The sequence below is a fragment of the Actinacidiphila acididurans genome, from assembly GCF_016918855.1.
GTDB lineage: Bacteria > Actinomycetota > Actinomycetes > Streptomycetales > Streptomycetaceae > Actinacidiphila > Actinacidiphila acididurans.
On sequence record NZ_JADKYB010000007.1, the window covers coordinates 237931 to 263095 of the forward strand.

At 73.1% G+C, this 25165-nt stretch carries 19 protein-coding genes and 2 tRNA genes; 11 read left to right on the forward strand and 10 right to left on the reverse strand.

The window, feature by feature from the left end:
• Positions 1–76 precede the first annotated feature (76 nt).
• Complete coding sequence (gene crgA / locus ITX44_RS15435; RefSeq protein ID WP_205357781.1) at positions 77–331, forward strand: cell division protein CrgA; 255 nt, start codon at positions 77–79, stop codon at positions 329–331.
• A 339-nt stretch (positions 332–670) separates the two neighbouring features.
• On the opposite strand, the gene ITX44_RS15440 is transcribed toward crgA, so the two are convergent.
• On the reverse strand, positions 671–1522 hold the full coding sequence (locus ITX44_RS15440; protein WP_205357782.1) for a rhomboid family intramembrane serine protease: 852 nt from the start codon (positions 1520–1522) through the stop codon (positions 671–673).
• A gap of 131 nt (positions 1523–1653) precedes the next feature.
• A complete protein-coding gene (locus tag ITX44_RS15445) occupies positions 1654–2181 on the reverse strand; it encodes a peptidylprolyl isomerase (protein ID WP_205357783.1) in 528 nt (175 codons plus the stop codon).
• A gap of 228 nt (positions 2182–2409) precedes the next feature.
• Between ITX44_RS15445 and ITX44_RS15450 the strand changes: the two genes are divergently transcribed.
• From ITX44_RS15450 to ITX44_RS15480, 7 genes are all read left to right on the forward strand, one after another.
• Positions 2410–3183, forward strand: coding sequence for a DUF5324 family protein (locus tag ITX44_RS15450; protein WP_205357784.1), 774 nt, complete (start codon positions 2410–2412; stop codon positions 3181–3183).
• A 275-nt stretch (positions 3184–3458) separates the two neighbouring features.
• The gene (locus tag ITX44_RS15455) at positions 3459–5276 is read left to right on the forward strand and encodes a S1 family peptidase (RefSeq protein WP_205357785.1); all 1818 of its coding nucleotides are present in this window, start codon (positions 3459–3461) and stop codon (positions 5274–5276) included.
• Positions 5277–5280: 4 nt separating this feature from the next.
• Positions 5281–7893, forward strand: a complete 2613-nt coding sequence (locus tag ITX44_RS42175; protein ID WP_205357786.1) for a tetratricopeptide repeat protein — start codon at positions 5281–5283, stop codon at positions 7891–7893.
• Positions 7894–8066: 173 nt separating this feature from the next.
• Complete coding sequence (locus tag ITX44_RS15465; RefSeq protein WP_205357787.1) at positions 8067–9683, forward strand: vWA domain-containing protein; 1617 nt, start codon at positions 8067–8069, stop codon at positions 9681–9683.
• Positions 9680–10642 carry a hypothetical protein gene (locus tag ITX44_RS15470; RefSeq protein ID WP_205357788.1) on the forward strand — a complete coding sequence of 321 codons (963 nt, stop codon included), beginning with the start codon at positions 9680–9682 and terminating at the stop codon, positions 10640–10642. Before ITX44_RS15465 ends, ITX44_RS15470 begins: the two co-directional genes overlap by 4 nt.
• Before the next feature lie 122 nt (positions 10643–10764).
• Positions 10765–12057, forward strand: a complete 1293-nt coding sequence (locus ITX44_RS15475) for an ABC transporter substrate-binding protein (RefSeq protein ID WP_205357789.1) — start codon at positions 10765–10767, stop codon at positions 12055–12057.
• Between the two features lie 29 nt (positions 12058–12086).
• Positions 12087–12413 (forward strand): CU044_2847 family protein, encoded by a 327-nt coding sequence (locus ITX44_RS15480; RefSeq protein ID WP_205357790.1) that lies wholly within the window; start codon positions 12087–12089, stop codon positions 12411–12413.
• Positions 12414–12423: 10 nt separating this feature from the next.
• Here the strand turns inward: ITX44_RS15480 and ITX44_RS15485 are convergent, their stop codons facing one another.
• On the reverse strand, positions 12424–13116 hold the full coding sequence (locus ITX44_RS15485; RefSeq protein ID WP_205357791.1) for an 8-oxoguanine DNA glycosylase OGG fold protein: 693 nt from the start codon (positions 13114–13116) through the stop codon (positions 12424–12426).
• 269 nt (positions 13117–13385) lie between these two features.
• On the reverse strand, positions 13386–15074 hold the full coding sequence (locus ITX44_RS15490; protein ID WP_236060632.1) for an arylsulfotransferase family protein: 1689 nt from the start codon (positions 15072–15074) through the stop codon (positions 13386–13388).
• A 544-nt stretch (positions 15075–15618) separates the two neighbouring features.
• Between ITX44_RS15490 and ITX44_RS15495 the strand changes: the two genes are divergently transcribed.
• Complete coding sequence (locus tag ITX44_RS15495) at positions 15619–16815, forward strand: alpha/beta hydrolase family protein (protein ID WP_205357792.1); 1197 nt, start codon at positions 15619–15621, stop codon at positions 16813–16815.
• Positions 16816–16994: 179 nt separating this feature from the next.
• Here ITX44_RS15495 and ITX44_RS15500 read toward each other — a convergent pair.
• Positions 16995–17067 (reverse strand) — tRNA-Ala (locus tag ITX44_RS15500).
• Positions 17068–17168: 101 nt separating this feature from the next.
• Here ITX44_RS15500 and ITX44_RS15505 point away from each other — a divergent pair.
• Together ITX44_RS15505 and ITX44_RS15510 are read left to right on the forward strand one after the other, a co-directional pair.
• Complete coding sequence (locus ITX44_RS15505; RefSeq protein WP_205357793.1) at positions 17169–17729, forward strand: helix-turn-helix domain-containing protein; 561 nt, start codon at positions 17169–17171, stop codon at positions 17727–17729.
• Positions 17730–17918: 189 nt separating this feature from the next.
• Complete coding sequence (locus ITX44_RS15510; RefSeq protein ID WP_205357794.1) at positions 17919–19454, forward strand: serine/threonine-protein kinase; 1536 nt, start codon at positions 17919–17921, stop codon at positions 19452–19454.
• A 102-nt stretch (positions 19455–19556) separates the two neighbouring features.
• On the opposite strand, the gene ITX44_RS15515 is transcribed toward ITX44_RS15510, so the two are convergent.
• From ITX44_RS15515 to gyrA, 5 genes are all read right to left on the reverse strand, one after another.
• Positions 19557–21053: a hypothetical protein gene (locus tag ITX44_RS15515; protein ID WP_205357795.1), complete on the reverse strand. Its 1497-nt coding sequence runs from the start codon at positions 21051–21053 to the stop codon at positions 19557–19559.
• 293 nt (positions 21054–21346) lie between these two features.
• Positions 21347–21487 (reverse strand): DLW-39 family protein, encoded by a 141-nt coding sequence (locus ITX44_RS15520; protein WP_205357796.1) that lies wholly within the window; start codon positions 21485–21487, stop codon positions 21347–21349.
• Between the two features lie 216 nt (positions 21488–21703).
• Positions 21704–21780, reverse strand: a tRNA-Ile gene (locus tag ITX44_RS15525).
• Positions 21781–21827: 47 nt separating this feature from the next.
• Entirely contained in the window at positions 21828–22472 is a 645-nt protein-coding gene (locus ITX44_RS15530; protein ID WP_205357797.1) for a DUF3566 domain-containing protein, read from the reverse strand.
• A gap of 3 nt (positions 22473–22475) precedes the next feature.
• The gene (gene gyrA / locus ITX44_RS15535) at positions 22476–25127 is read right to left on the reverse strand and encodes a DNA gyrase subunit A (protein WP_205357798.1); all 2652 of its coding nucleotides are present in this window, start codon (positions 25125–25127) and stop codon (positions 22476–22478) included.
• Between the last annotated feature and the right edge of the window lie 38 nt (positions 25128–25165).

Below are 25165 nucleotides of genomic sequence, written 5' to 3' on the forward strand. Positions count from 1 at the left end.
CCTTACAGGCCGAGTAACCACTACGCTAACCGACGCCCAGAAGCGGCAGCAGCGCGCATCGACAGGAGAACCCCTCGTGCCGAAGTCACGGATCCGCAAGAAGGCCGACTTCACTCCGCCCCCGGAGAAGAACGCGGCCGTCATCAAGCTCGGCGCCCGCGGCTGGGTCGCGCCGCTGATGCTGGCGTTCTTCGTCGTCGGGCTGGCATGGATCGTGCTGTTCTATGTGACGCAGGGCGATCTGCCGATCAACGCGTTCGGCAACTGGAACATCGTCGTCGGCTTCGGCTTCATCGCGGGCGGGTTCGTCGTCTCGACCCAGTGGAAGTAGCTGTCCACAGGCTCGCCCAAGCCCTGCCCACAGGCTTACCCACAGGGTTGTCCACATGGTTATCCACAGTGGGGAAAAGGTCGGAAGATCTGTGGATAACCTCTACGAGGTTGACGCCGGTACGACCGGTGGCCGGTGCTCCGGTCACCGGTCTTTCTGTCCCTCGCGCCCCTTTTAAGGGTGTTTTACGCCTGCCTTAAGGCCTGACGCCGCGGCTTTTCGACGGATTTGGAACCGCGCCCACCGCTTGTGGACACCCTGTGCACATGCCGGGCACACCATGCGAACGACCGTCTACCCGCTGTGGATAACGTCGGATCAACGCCAAGGACACGGGCGCTACGATGTGACCTGGGCCACAGCGACCCCGGTGAGCACCAGGGACAGCACGAGCACGGCGGCACAGGTCCCCCACTGCACCAGCGCGCGCCGGTGGGCCGGCGCGTACGCCAGTCCTACGGCGGTCAGGGTGCCGGCCGCGAGCCCGCCCATGTGCCCCTGCCAGCTCACGTTCGCCCAGGTGAAGCTGAACACGATGTTCAGCGCGAGCAGCACCAGGATCGGACGCATGTCGTACCGCATCCGCCGCATGAACACCGCGGTCGCGCCGAACAGCCCGAAGATCGCCCCGGAGGCGCCCAGGGTCAGTGTGTTGGGGGCGACCAGCAGCACCAGGGCGCTGCCGCCGAGCGCGGAGACCAGGTAGAGCGCGAGGTAGCGGGTCCGGCCCAGCAGCCGTTCCAGCGGGGCACCGATCCACCACAGCGACAGCATGTTGAAGCCGATGTGATAGAGCTGCTGGTGCAGGAAGGCCGAGGTCAGGACGCGGTACCACTCGCCGTTCGCGACGCCGATGCAGACCTGGTGGCCGGTGAAGTCCGTCCCGCACTGCGCATACAGCCCGAGGTCGGTGACCACTTTGTCGCCGGCCGCCTGCACCCACAGGAACACCGCGAGGTTGATGCCGATGAGCAGCTTCGTGATCAGGAACGGGTCGTGCGACACGCGTCCGCCGGCGACCGTGCGCGGCTGGGGGGTCATCCGGTGGGCCTGGCCCACGCACTCCGGGCACTGGAAGCCCACCGACGCGCTGACCATGCACTCCGGGCAGATCGGCCGCTCGCAGCGGGTGCAGCGTATGCCGGTCTCCCGGTCCGGGTGCCGGTAGCAGCTGACCGCCTGGTCCTCCATGAAGCCCACTCCCCTGACGACGGGCACGCAGTACGGCGCCCCGCCCGCTCGTTCACAGAGACTGACGTGCGGACGGGGCACGGTGTTCCCGAAGCGTACGGTATGGCGGCCTCAGCGCCTCTCAGCGCTTCTCAGCGCTTTTCGATGACCACCGTGTGGATCACGGCCTCTTCCAGCGGGCGGTCGGTGCGCGGGTTGGTGGGGCTGTGGACGACCGAGTCCACCACCTTCTTGCTCGCGTCGTCGGCGACCTCGCCGAAGATGGTGTGCTTGCGGTTGAGGAAGGGGGTGGGCGCGACCGTGATGAAGAACTGGGAGCCGTTGGTGCCCGGCCCCGCGTTGGCCATGGCCAGCAGGTAGGGGCGGTCGAAGGCCAGGTCCGGGTGGAACTCGTCGGCGAAGGTGTAGCCCGGGCCGCCGGTGCCGGTGCCCAGCGGGTCGCCGCCCTGGATCATGAAGCCGGAGATCACCCGGTGGAACACCGTGCCGTCGTACAGCTTGGCGGTGGAGGGCTGGCCGGTGCGCGGGTCGGTCCACTCGCGGGTGCCCTCGGCGAGCCCGACGAAGTTCGCCACCGTCTTGGGCGCGTGGTTCGGCAGCAGCCGGATCACGACATCGCCGTGGTTGGTCTTCAAGGTGGCGTAGAGCTGCTCGGCCACGATCCGCCTTCCTTAGGTCCCGCACAGGTTTAGTGCCCGAAAGTGCACATCCTTGCACGTCCACCGGTCACCGTGGTTCGGATCCCCGCGCCGCCGGGCCGGCCCCCGTACGGCCTACGCCGCACTGACCCGTATGCCTTGCCGCACATGCCGTACCCGGTCCGGCCGGGCATGATTTCAAACCGGGTGGAAAGGCGAATTCCGTACGCCACCGAGGAGGAGGTACCTGTGACCCGCATCGACAGCGTGCGCCGGGCGGCCGACGTGACGAGGGACGGCGTACGGCACGCCGCGGAGGTGGCGGCACCGTACGCGACCACGGCCAAGGAAGGCGCCGTGCGCTACGGCCGGCAGGCGGGTGCTTACGGCATCCAGTACAGCCGGCAGGCCGGGCAGCTCGCCCGGCAGGGCTATGAGGCCAAACTCGCCGAGCGCGTGGATCAGGCTCGCGAGCAGGCGATGGCCGCTGTGCCGCCGAAGGCCGCGACCGCGGTGGAGAACGCCGCGCGGCGCACCCTGGAGAGCGCGCGGGCGGCCACCGAATACACGGCGCCCCGGGTCGGCCAGGCGGTCGCCGTCACCAGGTCGGTGGCGCTGCCGGCCAAGGACGAGGCCATCGTGCGGGGCGCCGCGGTGCTGCACGCCCTGCGCGGCCAGGTGACGGCCGCGGAGATCGACCGGCTCGTGCGGCAGAAGATGCGCCGGGAGCGGGCCGGCCGCGTGATGCGCGGCCTGGTCGTCACCTCGCTGGCCGGCGGCGCGGCCGTCGCGGCCTGGAAGTGGTGGAACAAGCAGACCACCCCGGACTGGCTGGTCGAGCCGTCCGAGGCCACCGAGGTGGACGAGCGGGCCACCACGCTCACCGTCGTGGACCCCCTGGAGGACTCCGCGACGTCCGTCAACGGCTCCGCCCCCCACGTCGGCCGGGTCGACGGCTCCGCCGACGTCGCCGGCCTCGACTCCGAACCCGAGTCCCGCAAGAAGGAGGAGGGCGAGCAGTAGCCCGTCGCGCCCGACTCCTGCCGCCCGCTTCCCGCAGCCCGGGAAGCGGGCGGTTTTTCATGGGTGGGCGATTCGCGAGCCGGCCCTTCGCGTACGACGGCTGACCCTGCGCGGTAGCGGCTCGCAAGCGCGATGTTTCACGTGGAACATGCGTGCTTGTCCGTGTTTCACGTGGAACATGCGGCCGCGCGTCGGGGGAACAGGCGAGCGCGGGCAGCAGGACCGGACGCTCACGGGCGGTTACCGTTCCGGGCCCGCCGCCCTACCGTTGAGGGATGGGGACGCATCACCACCGCGACGATCCCTGGCGGGTCAGGGTGGACAGCGACGAGGGGACCCCGTGCGGGGCGGGCGTGCTGCTGGACGAGCGGCACGTACTGACCTGCGCTCATGTGGTCCGGCACGCGCACGCCGAACCCGGCGGGCGGGCCCGGGGATTACGGATCAGCAGCGTGGCGTGCGATCCGGAGTGGCAGCACACCGCCCGGGTCGCCCCCGGCACCTGGGTGCACACCGGCGACACCCGGCGCGGCGACGTGGCGCTGCTGGAGCTGGACGAACCCGCCGACTGCGGCACCGTCACCGCCCTGTGGCGGGCACCCATCTCCGGCGGCAAGGTCCGCGTCTACGGCTTCCCGCAGGCCGAGCCGTACGGCATCTGGACGGACGCCGAGCTGTCCGGCTCGGGCGGCCGGCAGGGCGAGTGGGGCCAGCTCAGCCGGGTGCGCACCGGCAGCCCGTGGATCGAGCCGGGCTACTCCGGCGCCGGTGTGCAGGCGGTCGGCGGGGAGTTCGACGGACGGATCATCGGCATCGTGGTCCGCGACTACGTGGACGACGACGCCAAGGCCGGGTGGATGCTGCCCACCGAGACCGTCGTCGGCTACCTGCCGCGGATCGAGCGGCTGTCCGGCGGCAGGCGCGCCAACCAGCTCGGGCCGGCCGCGGCCGAGCACCTCGGCGGGGCCGCCGACGACGTGCTCGGCGACGCGCTGCGGCTGGCCCTGACCCAGGAACTCACCCGGCTGCTCACCGGCCCCTGGTCCGGCACCGTCGTCGTCCGCACCGGCGGCACCACCGGGACCGGCACCTCCTGGCTGGTCCGCCTGGTACGCACCGCCGACCCGGCCGCGCGGGCCACCCTCTCCGACGCCGAACTGGCCGCGGCCCCCGGCGACACCGTGCTGGGCCTGGGCGCGATCGACGCCGCCTACGACGCCCGCGGCAGGACCCTCGCCGACGTGTGCGACTACCTCGCCCACCGGTTCGCGCTGCCCGCGACGGACGGCGCCGACGGTCTCGTCCGCCGGCTCCTGCGGCTCAAGCCGCCGGTGTGCCTGGTCGTCGGCGGGGTCGACCAGGCCGCCGAACGCGAGGCGCTGGTCACCGAATTGCTGGCGCCGCTGGCCGCCCGCGCCCGCTCCCGCGGCATCCGCCTGGTGCTGGGCGTCGAGGGACCGCCGCCGGCCGGTCTGCCCCACGAGGCGCTGCTCGACCCCGAACCGCTCACCGATGCCGCCGCCCCGGGTGTGACCGCCGCCGCGGCCGACGAGGCGGTCCGGCAGCTGGCCGACGCGGAGGAGGCGGCCACCCGGCTCCAGACGCGGTGGGGGCTGAAGCTGTTCGCCGCGCCGCACCTGCCGCCCGCCGTGGCGCCCCGGCTGCGGGTCCGCCTCGCCGCGGGCCGGGACAGCGGACAGGGCGCCGGGCCGGCCGCCGAACCGGCCGCGATCCACACCCGCGCCGTCGCCGCCCGCGCCGAGGTCACCCGCTACGACCGCGCGGTGCGCCACCAGGTCGCCGACGTGGAGGACCTGCGGCAGAGCCTGGAACTGCACCGGATGCGGGCCGCCCGGTACTTCGGCGCCGAGGACCGCGCGCTGGGCGACCTCCACACCCCGGCGGCCCGCGCGCTGTGGACCGTACCGATCGACGTCGCCGGCGCGCGGGAGCTGGTGCGTCGCTACACGGACGAGGTCAACCGCAGGATCGAGGGGACGGGCGAGGGCGGCGGGTCGAGCGGGGACGGCGGGCCCGACGGACGTGACGGAGTCGGCGGAATCGGTGGAATCGACGGACTCGGCGGGAGGTGACGGCGTGGCCAGGTGCGACCGGCCCGATTGCGGGCGGGGCAAGATCGACGAGCAGGGCTTCTGCGAGGTGTGCGACCGGCGGCCGCTCGGGGGCGGGGCGGATTCGGGCCGAAGGGGCTCCGCCGAGAAGGGGGCCGGCAAGGAGGCGTCCGAGGGAGCTTCCGGGGCGGGCCCCGCTTCCGGTACGGGAACGCGCTCACGAGGCGCCAGTGCGGCCCCGTGGACCGCGAACGGCTCGCCGGAATCCGGCGGTACGGCCGGCGATACGTCCGCGGGTGCGGCCGCCGCTGCGACCGGCGGGCTCGGCGGCGCGAGCGTCGGGGTGGCCCAGGTCCGGCCCGATCCCTGGTGGGGGCTGGGGCTGGTGGAGACGGGGGACGGCCCGCCGGAGCCGGCAGAAGCAGAAGGGGAGCAGGGCCCGGAGGTGAAGGGCGCGGAGGTGAAGGGGCCGGCCGCGGACGAGCCGGTGCCCGAGGACCACCGGTTCTGCGGCAACCCCGAGTGCGGCCGCCCGGTCGGCCGCGGCCGTGCCGACGCGCCCGGCCGTACCGTCGGCTTCTGCCCGGCCTGCGGCACCGCCTTCGACTTCACCCGGCCGCCCGCCGGCCACACCATCGCCGACCGCTACGAGGTGCGGCGCGTGCTGGGCGCGGGAACGTACGGGGCCGCGTACCTGGCGCACGACCGCAACCTGGAAACCCAGGTGGTGCTCAAGGCCCTCAAGCGGGAATCGGCCGCCCAGACCGCCAAGGACGAGCGGAACGCGCTGGTCGCGCTGCGGCACGACGCCATTGTCCGCATCCTCAGCTACGAGCCCGAGGGCCCGCACCTGGTGCTCGAGTACGTGCCCGGCGCCCCCCTGTCCGCGCGGTCCGGCGACCGCCTGGAAGGGCTGCTCGCGCACGGCGTCCGTATCCTCCAGGCGTTGGACTACCTGCACGCCCGCGGTCTGCTGCACTGCGACGTCAAGCCGTCCAACATCATCCGGTTCCGGGAGGAGACCCCGCTCGGCCCGCGCGACCGGGTGCGGCTGATCGACTTCGGCTCGGTGCGCACCATGGGCGACGAGCGGCCGGTGGTGGCGTACACCGAGGCGTACGCGCCGCCGAAGGAGGACGGGCGGCCGCCGGACCCGGAGCACCTGCGCCCCACGGCCGGCTTCGACCTCTTCTGCCTCGGCAGAACACTGGCCGAGGTCTGCCGGCCCCGGATGCGGGACCGTACCGCGCCCGGCGTCGACTCCTTGTACCTGCTGCTGGACCGGGCCGTCGCCCCGTACGCGCCCGAACGCCGGTTCGTCACCGCCCGTCAGTTCGCCGAGCAGCTCAGCGGGGTGATCCGGCAGATCGTGGCGGCCGGCCCGGAGGGGAGGCGGGTCGCGCACGCCTCCGCGCTGTTCGGCTCGATGCCCGAGGCGCTGCACGGCGGGCTCGGCGAGGTGCGGCCGTTCGCGCACTGGGTGACGGCCGCGCAGTCGTCCGGCGACGGCCTGCTGACGCTGCCCGCGCCCTTCGCCGTACCGCCGCCGCAGGACATCGCCGTCGCGCTGCCGACGCCGCTGACCGACCCCGACGAAGGCCCGGTCGCCGCCCGGGCGGAGGCCGCACTCGCCGAGTGCCGGCTCGCCCTGCGCCGCCGCGACCCCGACCTCGCCGACCGCGCCCTGGCCTCCGCCGCACTGCCGCCCGCGCACTGGCTGCACTCCTGGTACGCCGGCCTCACCGCGCTGGCCCGCGCGGACGTCGCGACCGCCACCGAACGGTTCACCGAGGTCCGCCAGGCCCTGCCCGGCGAGCTCATCCCCCAGCTCGCGCTCGGCCTGTGCGCCGAGCTCCGCGACGACCTGCCCGTCGCCCAGTCCCACTACGCCACCGTCTTCGGCACCACCCCCGCCCTCGGCTCGGCCGGCTTCGGCCTGGCCCGGGTGCACCTGCGGGCCGGCCGCCGCGCGCAAGCGGTGGCCACCGCCCGGCGCCTGGCGGGGGAGTTCCGCTTCGAACGCGAGGCGCGCGTCGCGGCCGTACGTCTGCTGGTCGCAGTGGGGGCGACGGTGCCTCCGCAGGCCGAACCCGCGGCGGGGGTACGTACGGAAGGTTCGGGTTCGGGTTCGGGTTCGGCAGGGGTACGTACGGGAGCGACGCGTATGACAAGTGCGGCGGGGACACGTACGGGAGGCTCGGGCACGGCGTCGGCACGTACGACAAGTGCGCCGGGAGTACGTACGGAAGGCGCGGGCACATCGTCCGCAGCCACGGCAACACCGTCGGCCACCTCCGCGACCACCGCCCCCGTACCGCCCGCAGGACCCGCAGGACCCGCCGCCCCCACCGCCGATGACCTGGACCGGGCCGCCGAGGCGGTGGCCGGGCTGGGGCTGGACGCTGCGGGGGCGGCCGGGCTGCAGGCGGAGATCCGGTACGCGCGGGGCCTGCTCGCCGGAGACCGGCTGCTGCTGTCGGACGTCGTCCGCGACGTCGCGCCGCTGGCCCCGACCGCGCGGGAGTACACCGCCCTGGTGGACCTGGCCAACCGGCTGCGGCCGCCGCTGCCCTGGCGCGGCCTCGGGCGCAGGCTGCGCCGGAGTATCCGTACCGATCGCGTCCCGCACGGCGCCTGACGCGGCACCAGCCGGTAAGCTCGGCGTCACCGGACGGACACGCACAATCGAGCCGACGGGCGTGCCGGTGCCGGGCGGGGGACCCCGGGGTCGAGTCGTACGGAGGACGCCGACGACACGGCCGCGGCCGAATCCCCTGCTCCGCGCATCGCGACCGTACGTACGCCTGCGGCATGACAGCGGCACGACGCGGTCGGGTGATACGGGTGGGGGACAGGTCGCCAGCAGGGCTGAGTTTCACCGTCGGGGTGGAGGCGACGGCGGATCTGGCGTACGACGCACGGCGGGCGGACGCGCTCGTCACCGTGCACGCGCAGGTCCAGGGCGGGGCGGCACCGGCGCCGCGGGCCGCCGAGGTGCTGATCATGGACCGTTCGCTGTCCATGGCGGCCCTGGGCAAGCTCGACGCGGCCAAGGAAGCGGTGTGCGCGGCCGTCGACAGTGTGCGCGACGGCACGTATCTGGGCATCGTCGCAGGTCATCACAAGGCCGAGGTGCTGTGGCCGCCCGGTGGCCGGCTCGCCCCCGTCGACGCCGCGGCCAAGGCGGCGGCCAAACGCCGGATCAGGGGCCGGCTCCCGGAGGGTGGCACCGCGATCGGCAGCTGGCTGGCCTGCGCCCGCGACCTGTTCGCCACGGTTCCGGCCGAGGGCACGGTGCGCCACGCGGTGCTCTACACCGACGGCAAGGACGAGCACGAGACCCCGGAGGAGCTGGGCACGGTGCTGGCCGCGTGCCGGGACCGTTTCGTGTGCGACGCCCGCGGGCTCGGCGAGGACTGGGACTACGCGGAGCTGCTGCGGATCACCGCGGCGCTGCACGGCGACGCCAAGGCCGTGATCGCCGTGTCCGACCTGACCCGGGACCTCACCGAACTGATGGAGCAGGCCCGGCTGCTGGTCGTCCCCCGCACCTACCTGGGGCTGCGCCTCAACGAGCACTTCACGCTCGGCTTCGTCCGGCAGACCCTGCCCGTGCAGGCCGACCTGACCGGCCGCCCTGAGCCGCGGGACGGCGAGCTGCACATCCCGCTCGGCGCCTGGTCGCCGGGCGTGCGGCAGTACCAGGTGTCGCTGCGGTTCGACCCGGAGGCGCTGGAGGTGGACGAGGAGTTACGCGCCGCCCGGATCACGCTGCGCACCGAGCGGGACGGCGAGCGTCCGGCCTGCGCCGAGTCCCGGCCGATGGCGGTCCGCCGCCGCTCCACCCCCGGCTCCCGCACCCTGGTGCCCGACAGCCTCACCCGGGTGGAAAGCGAACGCGAACTCGGCATGGCCATGCGGGCCTGCGCCGACGCCTGGCAGGCGCGCGACACCGTCCGCGCCGACCACGAACTGCGGCTCGCCCTGGAACTGGCGGAACGTCTCGGCGACGCCGTACGGCTGGGGCTGCTGCGGTCCCTCGCCGAAGCCGACGCCGACCCGGAGCCTGACGCCGACCGTGGCGGCGACCCCGGCGGCGGCCCGCCCCGCCTGCGCCCGGACGTCACCCGCGGCGAGATGCAGCGGCTCGGCCTGGACTCGACCAGGACCGGCACCGCCCGGCCGGGCGCCGGCCTCCCCCACGACCCGCTCGCCCCTGCTCCGTCCCCGACCCCGTCCCGCGTGCGCTGCCCGCGCTGCGGTACGACGACCACGGCGGCCGTACTCCTCTTCTGCGAGAACTGCGGGGCGCGGCTGGATGCGGAGGTCCGGCCCGAAGCGCCCAACGGCGGCGGCCGTCCCGATGGCGCGGACGGTGCGGAGGGTGCGGGCGACTCGGGCCGCGGCTTCCCGGCGGACGCGTCGTGAGCGCGGCCACCGCCCCCGCCTCCGCCCGGCGCTCCCCGCTGCTCGTGGTCGCGGGGTGGTACGGGGAACTGCGGGCGACCCATCCGGCGCGGGTGCTGCGCTGGTTGCGCAACGGCGTACTGGCGACTGTGGCGGTCACCGCGCTGCTCTACGTGACGGCGGCCGTCCAGGCCGGCCACCGGATCGCCGACGCCCGGCACACCCGGCTGGCCGTCCAGGAGATCGACGCGGCCCACGACGCCGCGGTGGGCGCCGACAGGGCCCTGACGAGGTCGTTCGGGACCAGGCAGGTGGGGCTGATCGGCACGGGCACGGAGTTCGCCAACGACACCGCTCAGGTCAACACCGATGTCACGCTGGCCGCCGAGGGCAATGCGGCCGGGGACCGCGGGCGGACCCAGATCCAGTTCGTACAGGGCCAGTTGATCACCTGCCAGACGCTCGCCGAGACCGCCGTCCAGGACACCTCGCCCGCCGGCGTGGTCGGCATCACGGATGTGCACAGCGCCCTGACCGCGCCCCAGGAGCGCGACGGGACCACGCCGATACCCGACACCGGTGGCCTCACCTCCTCCCTGACCGACCTGCGCGTCCTGGAGAACGCGGCTCTCTCCCACCAGCGCTCCTCCGGCTGGCTGAGCCCGGCCGTCCCCTGGACCCTGATCCTGGGCCCGGCGCTGGCCGTCCTCCTCCTCACCACCGCCACCGGATACGTCCTGGCCCGCCATTTCCGCCGCTGGCCCGACCCCCGGCTGATCGCCGCGGCCGCCCTCACCGCGGCCGTCGGCATCACCACCGGCGTCCTGTGCCACCTGGACGCGGCCCACCTGTCCGCCCACCCCCGGGCCGGCCACCCGGTCACCACCACCGTCGCCCTGTGCGCCCTGACCGCCGCCGGCGTCCTGGCCTACCTCGCGTACCGGCCCCGGCTGGCCGAGTACCGCTTCCCGCGGTCATGAGGGGGGTTGCGGTGCGGGTTCCGGTGCGGGTTCCGATACGGGCGGCGGTGCGGGGCGGGTTCGTACGGTCATCGGTACGGTCGTCGGCACGTGAAGGGGCGCGGCGATTCGTACGGGCCCGCGTGCGCCCGGCGCGTAACGGCGGCCCGTACGCCCGTGCCCTGGCCGGCCGGCTCGTGCGCGCCGTCCTCGCCCTCGGGCTGCTGCTGACGGCCGCGGCGTGCGGCGGCGGTTCGGGCGCGCAGCAGCGGGTGACGATCATGGTCCCCTGGAGCGGCGCCGAATTCCGGGCCTTCTACCAGGTCGTCAAGAAGTTCGAGCGGGACACCGGGATCGGCGTGGACGTGCAGGTCACCCGGGCCACCACGCAGCAGCTCGACGCGGCGGTGGCCGCGCACGCCCCGCCGGACCTGGCCGTCCTGTCCAGCGTCGGGGCGATCGACGGCTACGCCGCGTCCGGGGAACTGCACCCGCTCGGCCTCTCCCTCGACGGCTTCGTCGAGCCGTTCCGCGGGCTGGCCACGGTCGGCGGCAGGGTCTACGCCGTCCCCGTCAAGGCCGACGTGAAGAGCCTGATCTGGTACGACCCGGCCGCCGGGGGCTCCGCGCCGCCGCAGCGCCCCGCCGACCTGCGGCAACTGTCACAGCGCGACCCGCACGCATGGTGCCTCGGCCTGGCGTCGGGCCCGACCTCCGGATGGCCCGGCGCGGACTGGATCGCGGACATCCTGCTCGGCCGGAACGGCACCGACGGGTACGAGCAGTGGCTGTCGGGTGGGCTGCCCTGGTCCTCGGCGAAGGTCACGGCAGCCTGGACGGCCTGGCGGCAGCAGGTCGCCGACAGCGTCTCCGGGGCCGCGGCCACGGAGTTCGCCAGTGCCGCGGCCGGGATGCGGCCGCCCCACCCCACCTGCTCCCTCGCGCACGGCGGCCTGGCCGCGATGGGCTTCACGGCCGCGCAGACCCCCGGCCGGGACTACGACTACGTGCCGTTCTCCCCGGACCGCCGACTCGAGGTCTCCGCCGACTTCGTGGGCATGTTCACCACCGGCAACCCGAGCGCGACCGCCCTGCTCCGCTACCTGGCCACCGACGACGCCCAGCGCCTGTGGGTCAACCAGCCCCTTGGCTACGCGCTTTCCGCCGACAGCCGCGTGAAGCCGACCGCGTACCCCGACAACCCCGTGCAGCGCCGGATCGCCGGAATACTCCAGCCGCACTCCGGCTCGACCCTCTGCTTCAGCGCCGCCGACGTCCTCCAACCGGACGTGTCCGCCGCCTTCTACCGGGCCGTCCTCCGCTACACCACCGGCGCCGAGCGCCTCGCCGACCTCCTGACCGGCCTGGACGCCGTCCAGCACGCGCAGCCCCGCTCCCCCGTACCACCCGCCGCACTCTGCGCCGCCCCGCAGTAACCCCGCCTCAGCCCCAGGAGCCCCTCGCCATGTCCGAACCGGTCGCCTTCACCCTCGCCGACGGCACCGAGGTGATCGTCGCCCCCACCGCCCGCTCCGGCAGCGGCGTCGTCGGCCTCGGCACCCACCTCGAACGCGCCCAGCGCACCCTGCGCGAATCCCTCACCCCCATCACCTCCGCCGCCTCCGAGGTCATCGCCCAATTCCGCGCCCTGCCCCACCACCCCGAAGAAATCGAGGTCTCCTTCGGCGTCGTCCTCGACGCCTCCCTGGGCGGCGTCATCGCCAACGCCAAAGCCGGCGCCCACCTCGACATCACCCTCCGCTGGCGCTCCGCTCCCCCCGAGTCCCCCTGAGCCTCGGCCTCTACTGCCCCTTCTGCCGGCCCTTCTCCTTCCCCCGGGCGAACAGCGCCGCCTCCACCTGGTCGGGCAGCACCCCGCGCCGCTCGGCGTATTCGTGCACGACTTCCAGGTAGCGGGTGTACTGCGGCGTCGTCCACCCGTACCCCGGCCACGTACCGTCGACGGCCTTCGCCTGCCGCAGCGTCCGCGAGACGACGCTGTCCAGGATCAACGGACGCAGATCCGTACGGCTGTCGTGGCCGGCGAAGTACAGCACCTTGGTGAAGAAGGCGGGTCCGAGGTAGGCGATGCGCTGGTGATCGTTGTTGTTGAACCCGAAGTAGGCCGCACTGCTGCCTTTTTCGTGCAGCGTCTTGAGCGCGTCCCCGAGCTTTTTGTCGACCTTGGCCACGCACTCCCGCTCAAAGATCCGCCCGCGCCGCTTCACCGACCGCGCCTTCGTCCCCGACCCCCACACCAGGGCCGCGACCAGCAGATGACGCCGGCCTTCCAGGCTTTCGGCCCGCTGGGCGATCCCGAACACGGTCCTGCGGTCCACCCGAGGCCAAAGCCCCTCCCGCGGACACTCGTCCAGTTCCCCCGGCCACCACCCGCTGTCCGGCAGCAGCTTCCGCCACCGTTCCGGATCAAAGGGCACCGCCTGCCCGAGCACCGCCTCACGCGTCGGCAGCTCAGCCCTGTCGTCGTCCAGCACACCCATACGAGCCCCCTCCCGGAGCCGGACCTTGTGCCCCTATCCGTACCAAAAGGCTGCGCCACTTTTCCGTACATCAGCCGAAGTGACCGCCGAACACCGGCAGTTCCCCTCAACGTCGGCAGTCGGGGCTCCACTCGTACGCCGCCGACCGGGCCGGCCGGTCACTGGCCGGCCACCTCTCCGTACCCTTCCATTTCGGGAGCCCCGACCTCTCCGACGACGAGGCTCCCCGCTGGCACCCCTGAACCGGGGGCGCCGTCGGGCCGTCAGCGGTGGCCGGCTCGGACGACACGGGAGACGCCGAGCACCTTTCCGTTCGCGTCCAGGGCTCTGACCTGGAAGTACGGGCCCCGGCTCCCGGTGGTGACGGCCGTCTCGAAGCCGGTGCGGGGGGCGGGTGGGGCGGCCGGGGAGAGGGTGCGGGGGTTCGGTCCTGCGAGGACCTGCCAGCCTCGGGTCAGCGTGGAGCCGTTCCAGGATGCGTAGACGACGCTCCGGCCGCCGCTCGCCGGCCGGACCGCCGCGCTCGGCGGGTAGGCGGGGCGGCCGACCCAGGGAATGCGGAAGGCCCGGTAGGAGATGTCGGAGCCGGGCAGCTTCGCGTCGTAGAGGAGGTTGCGCCGGGCGTCGTTCTCGGTGTTCCCGGCGGCGGCGTACTCCGAGTAGTACGGCTCCTGGCCCCATCCGACGAACTCGTTGCCGCCCGGGAGCGCCTGGGTGCTGCCCTGCGAGGCCGCGAACAGGGGCGGCCGGTGGTAGTACGTGCTCGCCGTGGTCGCGCGGTGGTCGCGGAAGTCGAGGTCGAGGATCAGGCCGTGCGACTGTTGTTCGGGGGTGCCGTCGGGCTGGTTGCAGCAGCCGTCGTCGAACATGCTGATGCGGTTGCCGGGGCGGTAGCGGGCGTCGTGCTGCCAGTAGAAGTCCGCGCCCGGTCCGAAGGTGAAGTCACTTCGCCTGCCGCCCAGTTGCCACTGGATCCGGCCGGTGCCCCGGGAGATCTGGTAGATCGCCCACATGTTCCGGGAGGACAGCAGCAGCCGGCCGTCGGGCCCCTCGTCGATCGAGTTGAGGTGGTAGGCGTCCCAGACCCCGCCGGAGGACGACGCGTCCGAGGCCGGCACCTCGGAGAGGGCGGGGTCCACGTGGCGCAGCATGTCCCAGGAGAAGACGAGCCGGCCGGTGGCCAGGTCGACCTCCTGGATCTCGCTGTCCAGGATCGCTCCGTCCGCCGGGCCGCCGTATCGGGTCAGGTCCATCGGTACGGGCCTGGTCGCGAGGAACAGTGCGGTCCCCCTGCGGGTCAGCAGGAACTCGTGCTCGTCGGCGCTGAATCCGTGCCGGGCGAAGACCGTGCTGAGCAGCCGGTAGTGGCTGTCGTAGACGTAGTAGCAACCGCCGGGCTCCGGCGCGCCGCCCGGCAGGTTCGTGTACTGCGGGGGAATGGCGATGGACCCCTGCCACCAGGTCAGCACGGGCTGCCCGGTGCCGGTCCGGGGATCGCGGTACGTCTGCACCGTGAAGTCGGCGTTCTGCAGGCTCGTGGAGGGCAGCGGGCGGAACCAGACGGGGTCTCCGGCGTCGTCGACGATCAGCGCTCCGGTCTGGCCGGTCATCGTGGTGCCGATGGTGTACGGGGCGACGAAGATCTGCCCGGGCGCCCTACCGGGGCGGCGCGTGGTGACGCCGACCCGCATCGGGTGAAGGCCCGGCGCGGAGACGAAGCTCCATACGCCGCTGCCCTTCGTGTCCAGCACCGGGCCCTGCGCGGTGCCGGAGGAGGGGGCCGGCCGGGTCGCGCACAACCGCGGCGCGCTCGGAGCGTCCGTATCCGCCGCGGCCCGCGGTACGCCGCCGGCGGCGGCGAGTCCGGCCGCGAGCAGCAGGGCTCCCGCGGCGCCGAGGACACGTCGCGCCGTCCCGCCACGAACCGGCAGGTGCTGCTGCCGCTGCGCCATCGCCTGTCTCCTCCTGCCCGCCCGGTGCCGGTGGCTGCCCCGCTCGCGTGAGCGTCCGGTGGCGACGCTGGCACATCGCGCGGCGGCCGACGTGGCGGCAGGCGGCCGGATGAGCCTTTCGGGACGGCTTCGGCACCCTGTTGGGCGCGGCTCGCCTCCTGATGGCCCATCGGTGGCGCACCGGGCGCGCGCGGGGCGGCCGTATTGCCTAGCGTCGCCAGAAAGCAGCCAGGGAGTCGCCGGGAAGCATGCGCTGCCGCGGCACGGGCTCCGCCGCGATGCGCGTCCTGATGGGGTTTCCGGCATGGCAGATTCCGACATACCCGGCACGCCGGGCGAGCGGTCCACCCGCTTCTCCCCGCTGCGGCGGTCCCTCTTCCTACGACGCGTTCTCCCGCGCCGCCGACCCGGTGGAGCACTCCGGCCCCGGGGCAGAACGGCGGTGGCCCTGCCACTTGCCGCCCTCCTCGCCACGGGGCTGGCACTCCCGGCGGGAGGCGGTCCGGGGGAATCCGGGGCCGCCGGCCCGACGAGCAGCGGATCGGTGGTCGGTTCCCATACGCCCCTGCGCAATGTGCCGCCGGCGATCTCCGCCGTGGCGGACGGCACGCTGCTCGTCTACCGGATGCCCGGCCTCACGGGAAAGCAGGTCAACGCGACGGCCATGCTGTTCGTCCCCAAGGGACCGTCGCCGGCCGGCGGTCGGCCACTGTTCGTCTGGGGTCACGGCACGGTCGGGTGGGCGCCGGAGTGCGCCCCGAGCGTCCAGCTCCAGGAACACGGCACATGGGCCGACGGGCCGAACGCCGAACTGCTGGCGGCCGTGCTGAAGCAGGGCATCACCGTCGTGGCTCCCGATTACGAGGGACTCGGCCCGGTGGCCGCCGGCGTCCCGACCGGCCACGGCTACTACGACCTGGCGAGCCTGGGCCACTCCATGATCTACGCCGCGGTCGCGGCACAGCGGGTCCTCGGCGACGCGCTGTCCGGGCAGTGGGCGCCGGGCGGCTGGTCCGAAGGGGGCTTCGCGGCGCTCGCCGCCGCCTACTACTCCGGCGAAGCCGCGGCAGCCGACCCGCGCCTGACGTACCGCGGCACCATCTCCCTCGCCCCGGTCCCGGACGTGCCCGCGATGAACAAGATCCTCTGGAACGACATCACCACCGCCTCGGCGTCCGGACTGCCGCCGACCGCCCACCGGATCGACCAGCTCGTCTTCGCCAACGCCGAGACCATCTACTTCACCAGAACCGAGAACGCCGCGGGCTACGCCGTCGACCCGGCCCGTATCTACGGCCCCAACATGCTCCGCTTCTACCAGCAGAACTGGCGGACCTGCCTGGACGACCTGAACCCCCTGGTCAAGCAGGACATCCAGACCTACCTGGCCGCCTCCCCCGACCACCGCCTCGACACCTACCCGGGCATCCGCGGCACCACCCCCGACGCCCTCCCGGAAAACCAGCGCTTCTACCGCGACAACCAGGGCAAACTCGAGAACGCCCTCCTCCCCGGCTCCGTCCTGTGGCTCTTCGGCACCGACGACATCACCAGCCCGGACAGCGTCACCTACGCCGTGGTCAACAAAATGCTGATCAACGGCAACGACATCAACCTCGCCGTCCTCCAGGGCGCCACCCACTACGACGTCCCCACCACCGGCCAACCCCTCGTCCTGGCCCGCCTCCACCAACTCTTCACGGCCCCCTCCGCTCCCCGCCCGGGTAAACCGAGCCGCTGACGGGAAGACCGCGCGCGCCGGCGGCAGGAAGGGCCGTTACCCCATTCGGGTGAACGAGGTCAGCGGGGAGGGGGCGGCAGGTGACGTACGCCTGGGGCACCCTCAGCCCGCCCGCACCGCATGCTTGCGGCCCTCCCGGACGGATCACTGAGAGGGCCGCTGACCAGCGAAAAGAGGGGTGGAGCCTAGGGGATTCGAACCCCTGACATCTGCCTTGCAAAGGCAGCGCTCTACCAACTGAGCTAAGGCCCCGTGTCGGGGACAGCGTACCTGTTTTGGTGAGGGCGGCCGAGTGGGGAGCCGGGGTACGTAGGATGGTTTGCGTATTTCGCAGCCGCAAACGGGGAGCGGGTATGGAGGGGTCGGCGCGGGAGGCGGTGCGGCGGGCGGAGGAGGCCCGGGAGCTGCAGCGCGGGTGGTACGGGGAGCCGTTGGGGGATTTGTTCCGGCGGTTCATGGCGGAGCTGGGGCTGAACCAGGTGCGCCTGGCCGGGGTGCTCGGGCTGTCGGCGCCGATGTTGTCGCAGCTGATGAGCGGGCAGCGGGCGAAGATCGGGAACCCGGCGGTGGTGCAGCGGTTGCAGGCGCTCCAGGAGCTGGCGGGCGAGGTGGCGGCCGGGCGGGCCGACGCCGTGGACGCGGCCGGCCGGATGGCCGAGATCCGCGAGTCGACCGGATCGTCCCTGCTCGGGCCCGGCACCCATTCGACGTCCGTCGAGTTCGGCGGTGTCCCCGCGCGGCAGGTGGTGCACGGCATACAGACGGTGCTGCGGTCGGTGGCCTCCGCCGGCGAGATCGAGCGGGCCGCGCTGACCCTCGCGCCCGCCCACCCGCAACTGGCAGAGTTCCTCCGTGTGTACGGCGCCGGGCGCACCGGCGACGCGGTCGCCCACTACGAGGCGCACCAGGACTGACCGTACGGGCGGCAGGAGCGCGGTACGGTCCGCGGAACGGGCGGCCGGTCGGCCGGCGGCCACCGCCGCCCCGGCCCCGCCCACCCCGGCCGACGGCACACGACTTGCACACGGACTTGCACACGGACTTGCACACGGACGTACAGGCGGACAGACATACGGACGGCAAGAAGGGGCGGACCGCACGACATGGGTGAGCTCTTCGCGGGCCGGTACGAACTGGTGGACCCGATCGGACGCGGCGGCGTCGGCGCGGTATGGCGCGCCTGGGACCAGCGGCGGCGCCGGTACGTGGCCGCCAAGGTGCTCCAGCAGAGCGACGCCCACTCGCTGCTGCGCTTCGTGCGGGAGCAGGCGATGCGCATCGACCACCCGCACGTGCTGGCCCCGGCGAGCTGGGCCGCCGACGACGACAAGGTTCTGTTCACCATGGACCTGGTGCGCGGCGGTTCGCTGTCGCACCTGGTCGGCGACTACGGGCCGCTGCGCCCGCACTATGTGGCGGTGCTGCTGGACCAGTTGCTGGCCGGGCTGGGCGCCGTGCACGCCGAGGGCGTGATCCACCGCGACGTCAAGCCGGCCAATGTGCTGCTGGAGGCGACCGGCACCGGCACTCCGCACGTCCGGCTGTCCGACTTCGGCATCGCCATGCGCAAGGGCGACCCGCGGCTCACCGAGGCCAACTACGTGGTGGGAACGCCCGGTTACTTCGCCCCCGAGCAACTGCTGGGCGCCGAACCGGACTTCCCCGCCGACCTGTACGCGGTCGGGCTCGTCTCGCTCTACCTGCTCAGCGGGCAGCGGCCGGACGCCGACGCGATCCGGGAACGGTTCCTGGCCGCCGGGATGCCGCCCGCGCCGCTGGGCGTGCCGGACGCGCTGTGGCAGGTGATCGGCTCACTGCTGCAGCCGAGCCCGGACGTGCGGTTCCGTACGGCGACCGGCGCGCGCAAGGCGCTGGCCGCCGCCCTGGAGCTGATACCGCCGCCGCCCGAGGACGAGGAACCGGTCGAGATCTTCGACCAGATCGGCCAACTGCCGGAGGGCTTCGGGCCGGACGGTCCGCTGGCCCCGGCCCGCCGACCGATCACGCCGCGACCGCCCGGCGCCCCCGGCCGGCACGCGGCGCCGCAGCCCGCGTACCAGCCCGCCCAGGCACCCGTCACGCACACCAGGACACATGCGGACCCGGTGGCGCCGGTGCCGCCGCCGCCCGGACCGGTGCCGCCGCCCAGCCCTGCGCCGGCGTACGCCCCCGGGCAGGCCGTACCTCCCGCGCCCCTGACCGCGCCGCATACGCCAGGTACCCCCCTGCCAGTGATGCCGGCCGCGCCGCCCGTACCCGCGACGCCTCCCCCGACCCCGCTGCCGTCGCCCGCCTCGACGCCTTCCCCGGCGCCTGTCCAGGTCCCGCCCCGGCCGGCGGAACCGCCCACGCCGCCGCCCTTCCCGCGACAGCCGCAGGCCCGGCCCGAAGCCCCGCCGCAGGCCCAACCTCAGGCAGAGCCTCAGCCGGACGACCCCGCGGCCGAACCCGTCCCGTCATCGGATGCGCCCAACGCGGACGCCGCGGATGCTGCGGACCCCGCCGAGGACACGGCCTCGGCCGAGCTCCCGGTGCGCCGGAAGCGGCCCGGCCCCCCGGTCAAGGTGGTCATCCCGGTGCTGGTGCTGGCCGCGATCTGCTTCGCGGTCGGCTTCGTGGCCCTCGCCGCGGCCTCCTGACCGGCCCGAGCAGCACGAGCGGCGGTACGTGGGGTACGCAGCAGCGGGATACGGATTACGCGCCCGGCGTACGCCCCAGCGCGAGAAGGCGTGAGCCAGCCGCTACCGCCCCCGCCGTACCGCGGCAGCCCCCACCGCGCCCCCCGCCGTACCCCGAGCAGCGTCCCCCGCCCCGCGCCGCGCCCAGCGCCGGGCGACCACCGCCCACAGCGCCAAGCCCAGCACCAGCGCCGTGCCCGTACCGATGGCGGAGAAGCCGAGCATCCGCAGGCCCCGCGCGTGCGGGGAGGCCGGGCCCGCGGCCGCCGCGGAGGACGAGCCGGAGGCGCCCTGCGAGGCCTGCGAGGACGAGGACGAGGAGCCGGGAGGCGGCGCGTCCAGCCCGATCCCGGCCTGCCGCGGATCACCGGCGTACGCCGGCGCGTGCGCAGCCGTACCGGCCACCGCCACCCGCAGGGTCACCGGCACCGCGCCGTTCCCGGCGACCTCCGCCACCCCCGGGTGCACGGTGACCGCGAAGACGTACCAGCCGGCGAACCGGACCGCCGCCACCTGCGGGTCGGGGGAATCACGGTTGACGTACTCGGCCGGCGCGAGCTGGGTGCGCAGCAGAACCGACCGGCCGTCGTAGGAGTGGCTGTCGCCGCTGATGTACGCGAGCACCGGGCTGTACGCGCGCAGCCGCACGCCGGAGCCGATGAACACGGCGGGCGTCCCGCCCGAAGACCCGGCGGACCCGGCGGAGGACCCGCCGGTCAGCCCCGAAGAAGTCCCCGACGCCCCGTCCGACGAGCCCGCTGAGCTCCCCGCGGCCGCCCCTGTGAGGTCCCCGCCGCCCCCGAACTGCGCGAAGACGGTGGCCTGTTGCCCCCAGTCCACCGGCACCCGGTAGAAGCGGGTCTCGCCGGGCCGCACCTGGTCCTGCCAGGCCCCGGCGCCCAGCGCGGGGGCGGTCCGCGGGGAGGTTCCGCCGGCCGCCGGGTGCTCGACACCGCCGGTGGGCAAAGTGGCGGCGGAGGAGGGGTAGTACGGGGCGGCCTGCGGGGTGGCGCCGGCCCGCAGCGGCGGCTCCAGGACGTAACGCAACTCCAGCGGCCAGGCGGCGGGGTCGGAGTCGCCCCCGCTGCTGCGGTGCACCCGTAGCGCGTACCCCCCGGCCTCCTGGCACGGCCGCCCGCTGCCGGTGGTACGCGCGACCGCGGTGCCCACCGGGCGCGGGTCGTCGTCCTGGAAGTGTGCGTCCTGGGCGTCGCAGTCGGCGCCGTCGGCGGAGACCAGCCGCAGATCGATGCCGTCGCCGAAGGTCACCCTGGCCCCGGGGCGCGGCACGGCGAAGACCGAGGCGTATGCGGAGGACGCGGCGTCGAGCGTGATCCCGTAGAACTTCGTCTCGTTGGGGCCGATCGTGTCCCGGTAGGTGACCGCGGCCCGCATCCCCGGCCGGCCCGCGCTGCTGGTGCTCCCGGCCAGCGGGGTCCCGGCCGGCTGCCACGCGCCCTGTCCCGTACCCCCGGGGGCGGCGGACGCGTCCGGGGCGCCGGAGCCCATAAGAGCGGCGAGCGCGAGCAGCACCGCCCCGGTGTATGTCGTACGCCTCATGTCCCACCCCTTCGGGTCCCGATGCCGCCACGGCCCCCGTACCGCCGGGACCACGGACCGCGCGCACCCGAGGGCGGCGCCTGTCACCGTACGGCAACAGAGCGTACGGGCATCCCGCCGGTACGGGTCCCCGGGTACGGCCAAATCTCGCGCACGGCAAAGAGTCGGGCACGACAAGGGTTCGGGCACGACGAAGGCTCGGGCACGACAAAGGCCCCGGTCGCACAAAGATGTGCGGCCGGGGCCTTCGAGACTGGCGGGCGCTCGTCGTCCGGCGCCGCGATCAGCGGGTCCTACGAGCCGGAGCCGGAACCCGCGGGGACGGCGTCAGTCGCTTCCGTCCACAGGTCCTGCTCGGCGCGGTCCGCCTGGATCTGTCGGTAGACGAACAACCCGGCGACGGCAGCCAGTGCGATCAGCAGAAACTTCTTCACCGCGCGACCTCCTCTTCATCTCTGGGACGAGCCATCTGACCTGCCCGACTATACGGGCGCCCCCTACCGCACACCAAAGAGGCCCGGGCACGTATCGGGTTCGGCCCGCCCCTTGAGGGAGGTGCGAGTGGCGAAGCCCCCGCTGCGCGAGGCGAAGCCGAGCAAAAAGAAGAGCGAGGCACGTCCGCTTCCCGCGGACCTGCCTCGCTCTCTCGCTGGTGGGGCTAACAGGACTTGAACCTGTGGCCTCTTCCTTATCAGGGAAGCGCTCTAACCGTCTGAGCTATAGCCCCGCGCTGCACCGAAAGATTAGCGCACGAGCAGCGCTGCCCCAAATCGGTTACTCGTCCTCGGCCAGGGTGAGCTCGACGCCGCCGACGAAGCCGGCGGACATGTTGTAGATGAAGGAGCCGAGCGTGGCCAGCGCGGTGACGAGCACCACGTCGATGACCGCGATCACCGTGGTGAAGATGAGCACGTGGGACAGGGACAGGAAGGAGACCAGGTCGAAGCCGCCCTTGCCGCCCTGCTGCGAGGTGGTCGCCTCACTGATGGTGGAGCCGACCGTGGTGAACACCCCGATGGCGTCGAGCACCATCCACAGCACGGCCATCGCCACGATGGAACAGATGCCCAGCGCGATGGAGAGCAGGAAGCTCACCTTCATGACCGACCACGGGTCGGCCTTGGCCACCCGCAGGCGGGCCTTGCGGGTGCGCGGCGCCGCCTTGGCCGCCGCCGGCCTGGGCTTGCGCACGCCGGATGCCGACTGCCCCGACCCCATGGTGCCGGTCAGGCCGCTCGAGCCGCTCCCCGGCGCCCCCGTGGGCGGCGGCGCGTACGCGGACGGCGGCTGGTGCGGCTGCGCCGACTGACGGGTGTCCGTCACGGTGTAACCCCCCTCGTGCGGAGTGCCCCGATCGGCCGAGCCACGGGCGCCTCCGGTATTGCCGGGGCCGCCCGAGGCGCCCGTGGCTCCACTCACGGCTCACTCCTCCGGTTCGCCGGCCGCGGGCGACTCGCCCCCGGCCGCAATGTCCTGCTGTGCGGCGCCGGCCACAGTGGTGGGCGCCTCCGGTTCGACCACGACACCGGTGGCCGACTCCGCATCTTCCTCCGCCTCCGCGTTCCGCGCGATACCGACCACCGCGTCCCGCTTGGCGAGGTTGATGAGCTGAACGCCCATAGTGTCACGTCCGGTCTCGCGCACGCCGCTCACCCGCGTCCGGATCACGCCACCGCTCAGGGTGATGGCCAGGATCTCGTCGTTCTCCTCGACCACCAGGGCCCCGACCAGTGAGCCGCGGTCCTCCACGATCTTGGCGGCCTTGATGCCGAGCCCGCCGCGCCCCTGGATCCGGTACTCGTCGACCCGGGTGCGCTTGGCGTAGCCGCCATCGGTGGCCGTGAAGACGAACGTACCCGGCCGGACGACGTTCATGGACAAGAGTTCGTCACCTTCACGGAAACTCATGCCCTTCACGCCCGACGTGGCCCGGCCCATCGGGCGCAGTGCGTCGTCGTCGGCGGTGAACCGGATGGACTGCGCCTTTCGGCTGATCAGCAGCAGGTCGTCGGCCGCGGAGACGAGCTCGGCGCCGATCAGCTCGTCGAAGCCGCCCTCCACGTCGGCCTCGCGCAGGTTGATGGCGATCACGCCGCCCGCGCGCGGGGAGTCGTAGTCCTTCAGCGGGGTCTTCTTCACCAGGCCCGACTTGGTGGCGAGCACCAGGTACGGCGCCGCGTCGTAGTCCTTGATCGCCAGGATCTGGGCGATCCGCTCGTCGGGCTGGAAGGCCAGCAGGTTGGCCACGTGCTGGCCGCGGGCGTCCCGGCCGGCGTCCGGCAGATCGTACGCCTTGGTGCGGTAGACACGGCCCTTGTTGGTGAAGAACAGCAGCCACTGGTGGGTGGTGGTCACGAAGAAGTGGTCGACGATGTCGTCCTGCTTCAGCTTGGTGCCGCGCACGCCCTTGCCGCCGCGCTTCTGCGAGCGGTAGTCCTCGGTACGGGTGCGCTTGACGTAGCCGCCACGGGTGATGGTGACGACGATGTCCTCCTCGGCGATCAGGTCCTCGATGGACATGTCACCGTCGAAGGGCACCAGCTTCGAGCGCCGGTCGTCGCCGAACTTGTCGACGATGGCCTGCAGTTCCTCGCTGATGATCTGCCGCTGCCGCTCCGGGGAGGCCAGGATCCGGTTGTACTCGGTGATCTTGGCCTGCAGCTCGTCGTGCTCCTGCACGATCTTCTGCCGCTCCAGGGCGGCCAGCCGGCGCAGCTGCATCTCCAGGATCGCGTTGGCCTGGATCTCGTCGATCTCCAGCAGGCCCATCAGGCCCGTGCGAGCGATCTCGACCGTGTCGCTGCCCCGGATCAGGGCGATGACCTCGTCGATCGCGTCCAGCGCCTTGAGCAGGCCGCGCAGGATGTGGGCCCGCTCCTCGGCCTTGCGCAGCCGGAACCGGGTGCGCCGGACAATGACCTCGATCTGGTGGGTCACCCACAGCTTGATGAACTGGTCCAGCGACAGGGTGCGCGGCACCCCGTCCACCAGGGCCAGCATGTTCGCGCCGAAGTTGGTCTGCAGATCGGTGTGCTTGTAGAGGTTGTTGAGCACGACCTTGGCGACCGCGTCGCGCTTGAGCACGATCACCAGGCGCTGGCCGGTGCGCGAGGAGGTCTCGTCGCGGACGTCGGCGATGCCGGCGACCCGGCCGTCCTTGACCAGGTCGGCGATCTTCTGCGCGAGGTTGTCCGGGTTGACCTGGTACGGCAGCTCGGTGACCACCAGGCACTGCCGGCCCTGGATCTCCTCGACCTCGACGACCGCGCGCATGGTGATCGAGCCGCGGCCGGTGCGGTACGCGTCCTCGATGCCCTTGCGGCCCACCACCAGGGCGCCGGTCGGGAAGTCGGGGCCCTTGATCCGCTCGACCAGGGCGTCCAGCAGTTCCTCGGTGGTGGCCTCGGGGTTGGCCAGCGCCCACTGGGCGCCGTCGGCGACCTCGCGCAGGTTGTGCGGCGGGATGTTGGTCGCCATGCCGACCGCGATGCCGGCCGAACCGTTGATCAGCAGGTTGGGGAAGCGCGACGGCAGCACCGTCGGCTCCTGGTTGCGGCCGTCGTAGTTGTCCTGGAAGTCGACGGTCTCCTCGTCGATGTCCCGGACCATCTCCATCGACAGCGGCGCCATCTTGCACTCGGTGTAGCGCATGGCCGCGGCCGGGTCGTTGCCGGGCGAGCCGAAGTTGCCGTTGGAGTCCACCAGCGGCATGCGCATCGACCAGGGCTGGGCCAGCCGGACCAGGGCGTCGTAGATGGAGGAGTCGCCGTGCGGGTGGTACGTACCCATCACGTCGCCGACCACGCGGGCGCACTTGTAGAAGCCGCGCTCGGGGCGGTAGCCGCCGTCGTACATCGCGTACAGCACGCGGCGGTGCACGGGCTTCAGGCCGTCACGGACGTCCGGCAGCGCGCGCGAGACGATGACGGACATCGCGTAGTCGAGATAGCTGCGCTGCATCTCGGTCTCGAGGCCGACCGCCTCGATCCGCAGGGTGGTGTCCGTGTCGGCGGCGCCCTCGGGGAAGTCCTGGTTTTCGGGCGCGCCGGGGGAAGGGGTGGTGTCGTCGGCCATGGGTGGTCAAAGTCCTTTCGAGCTGCGGCTGCTGGAGG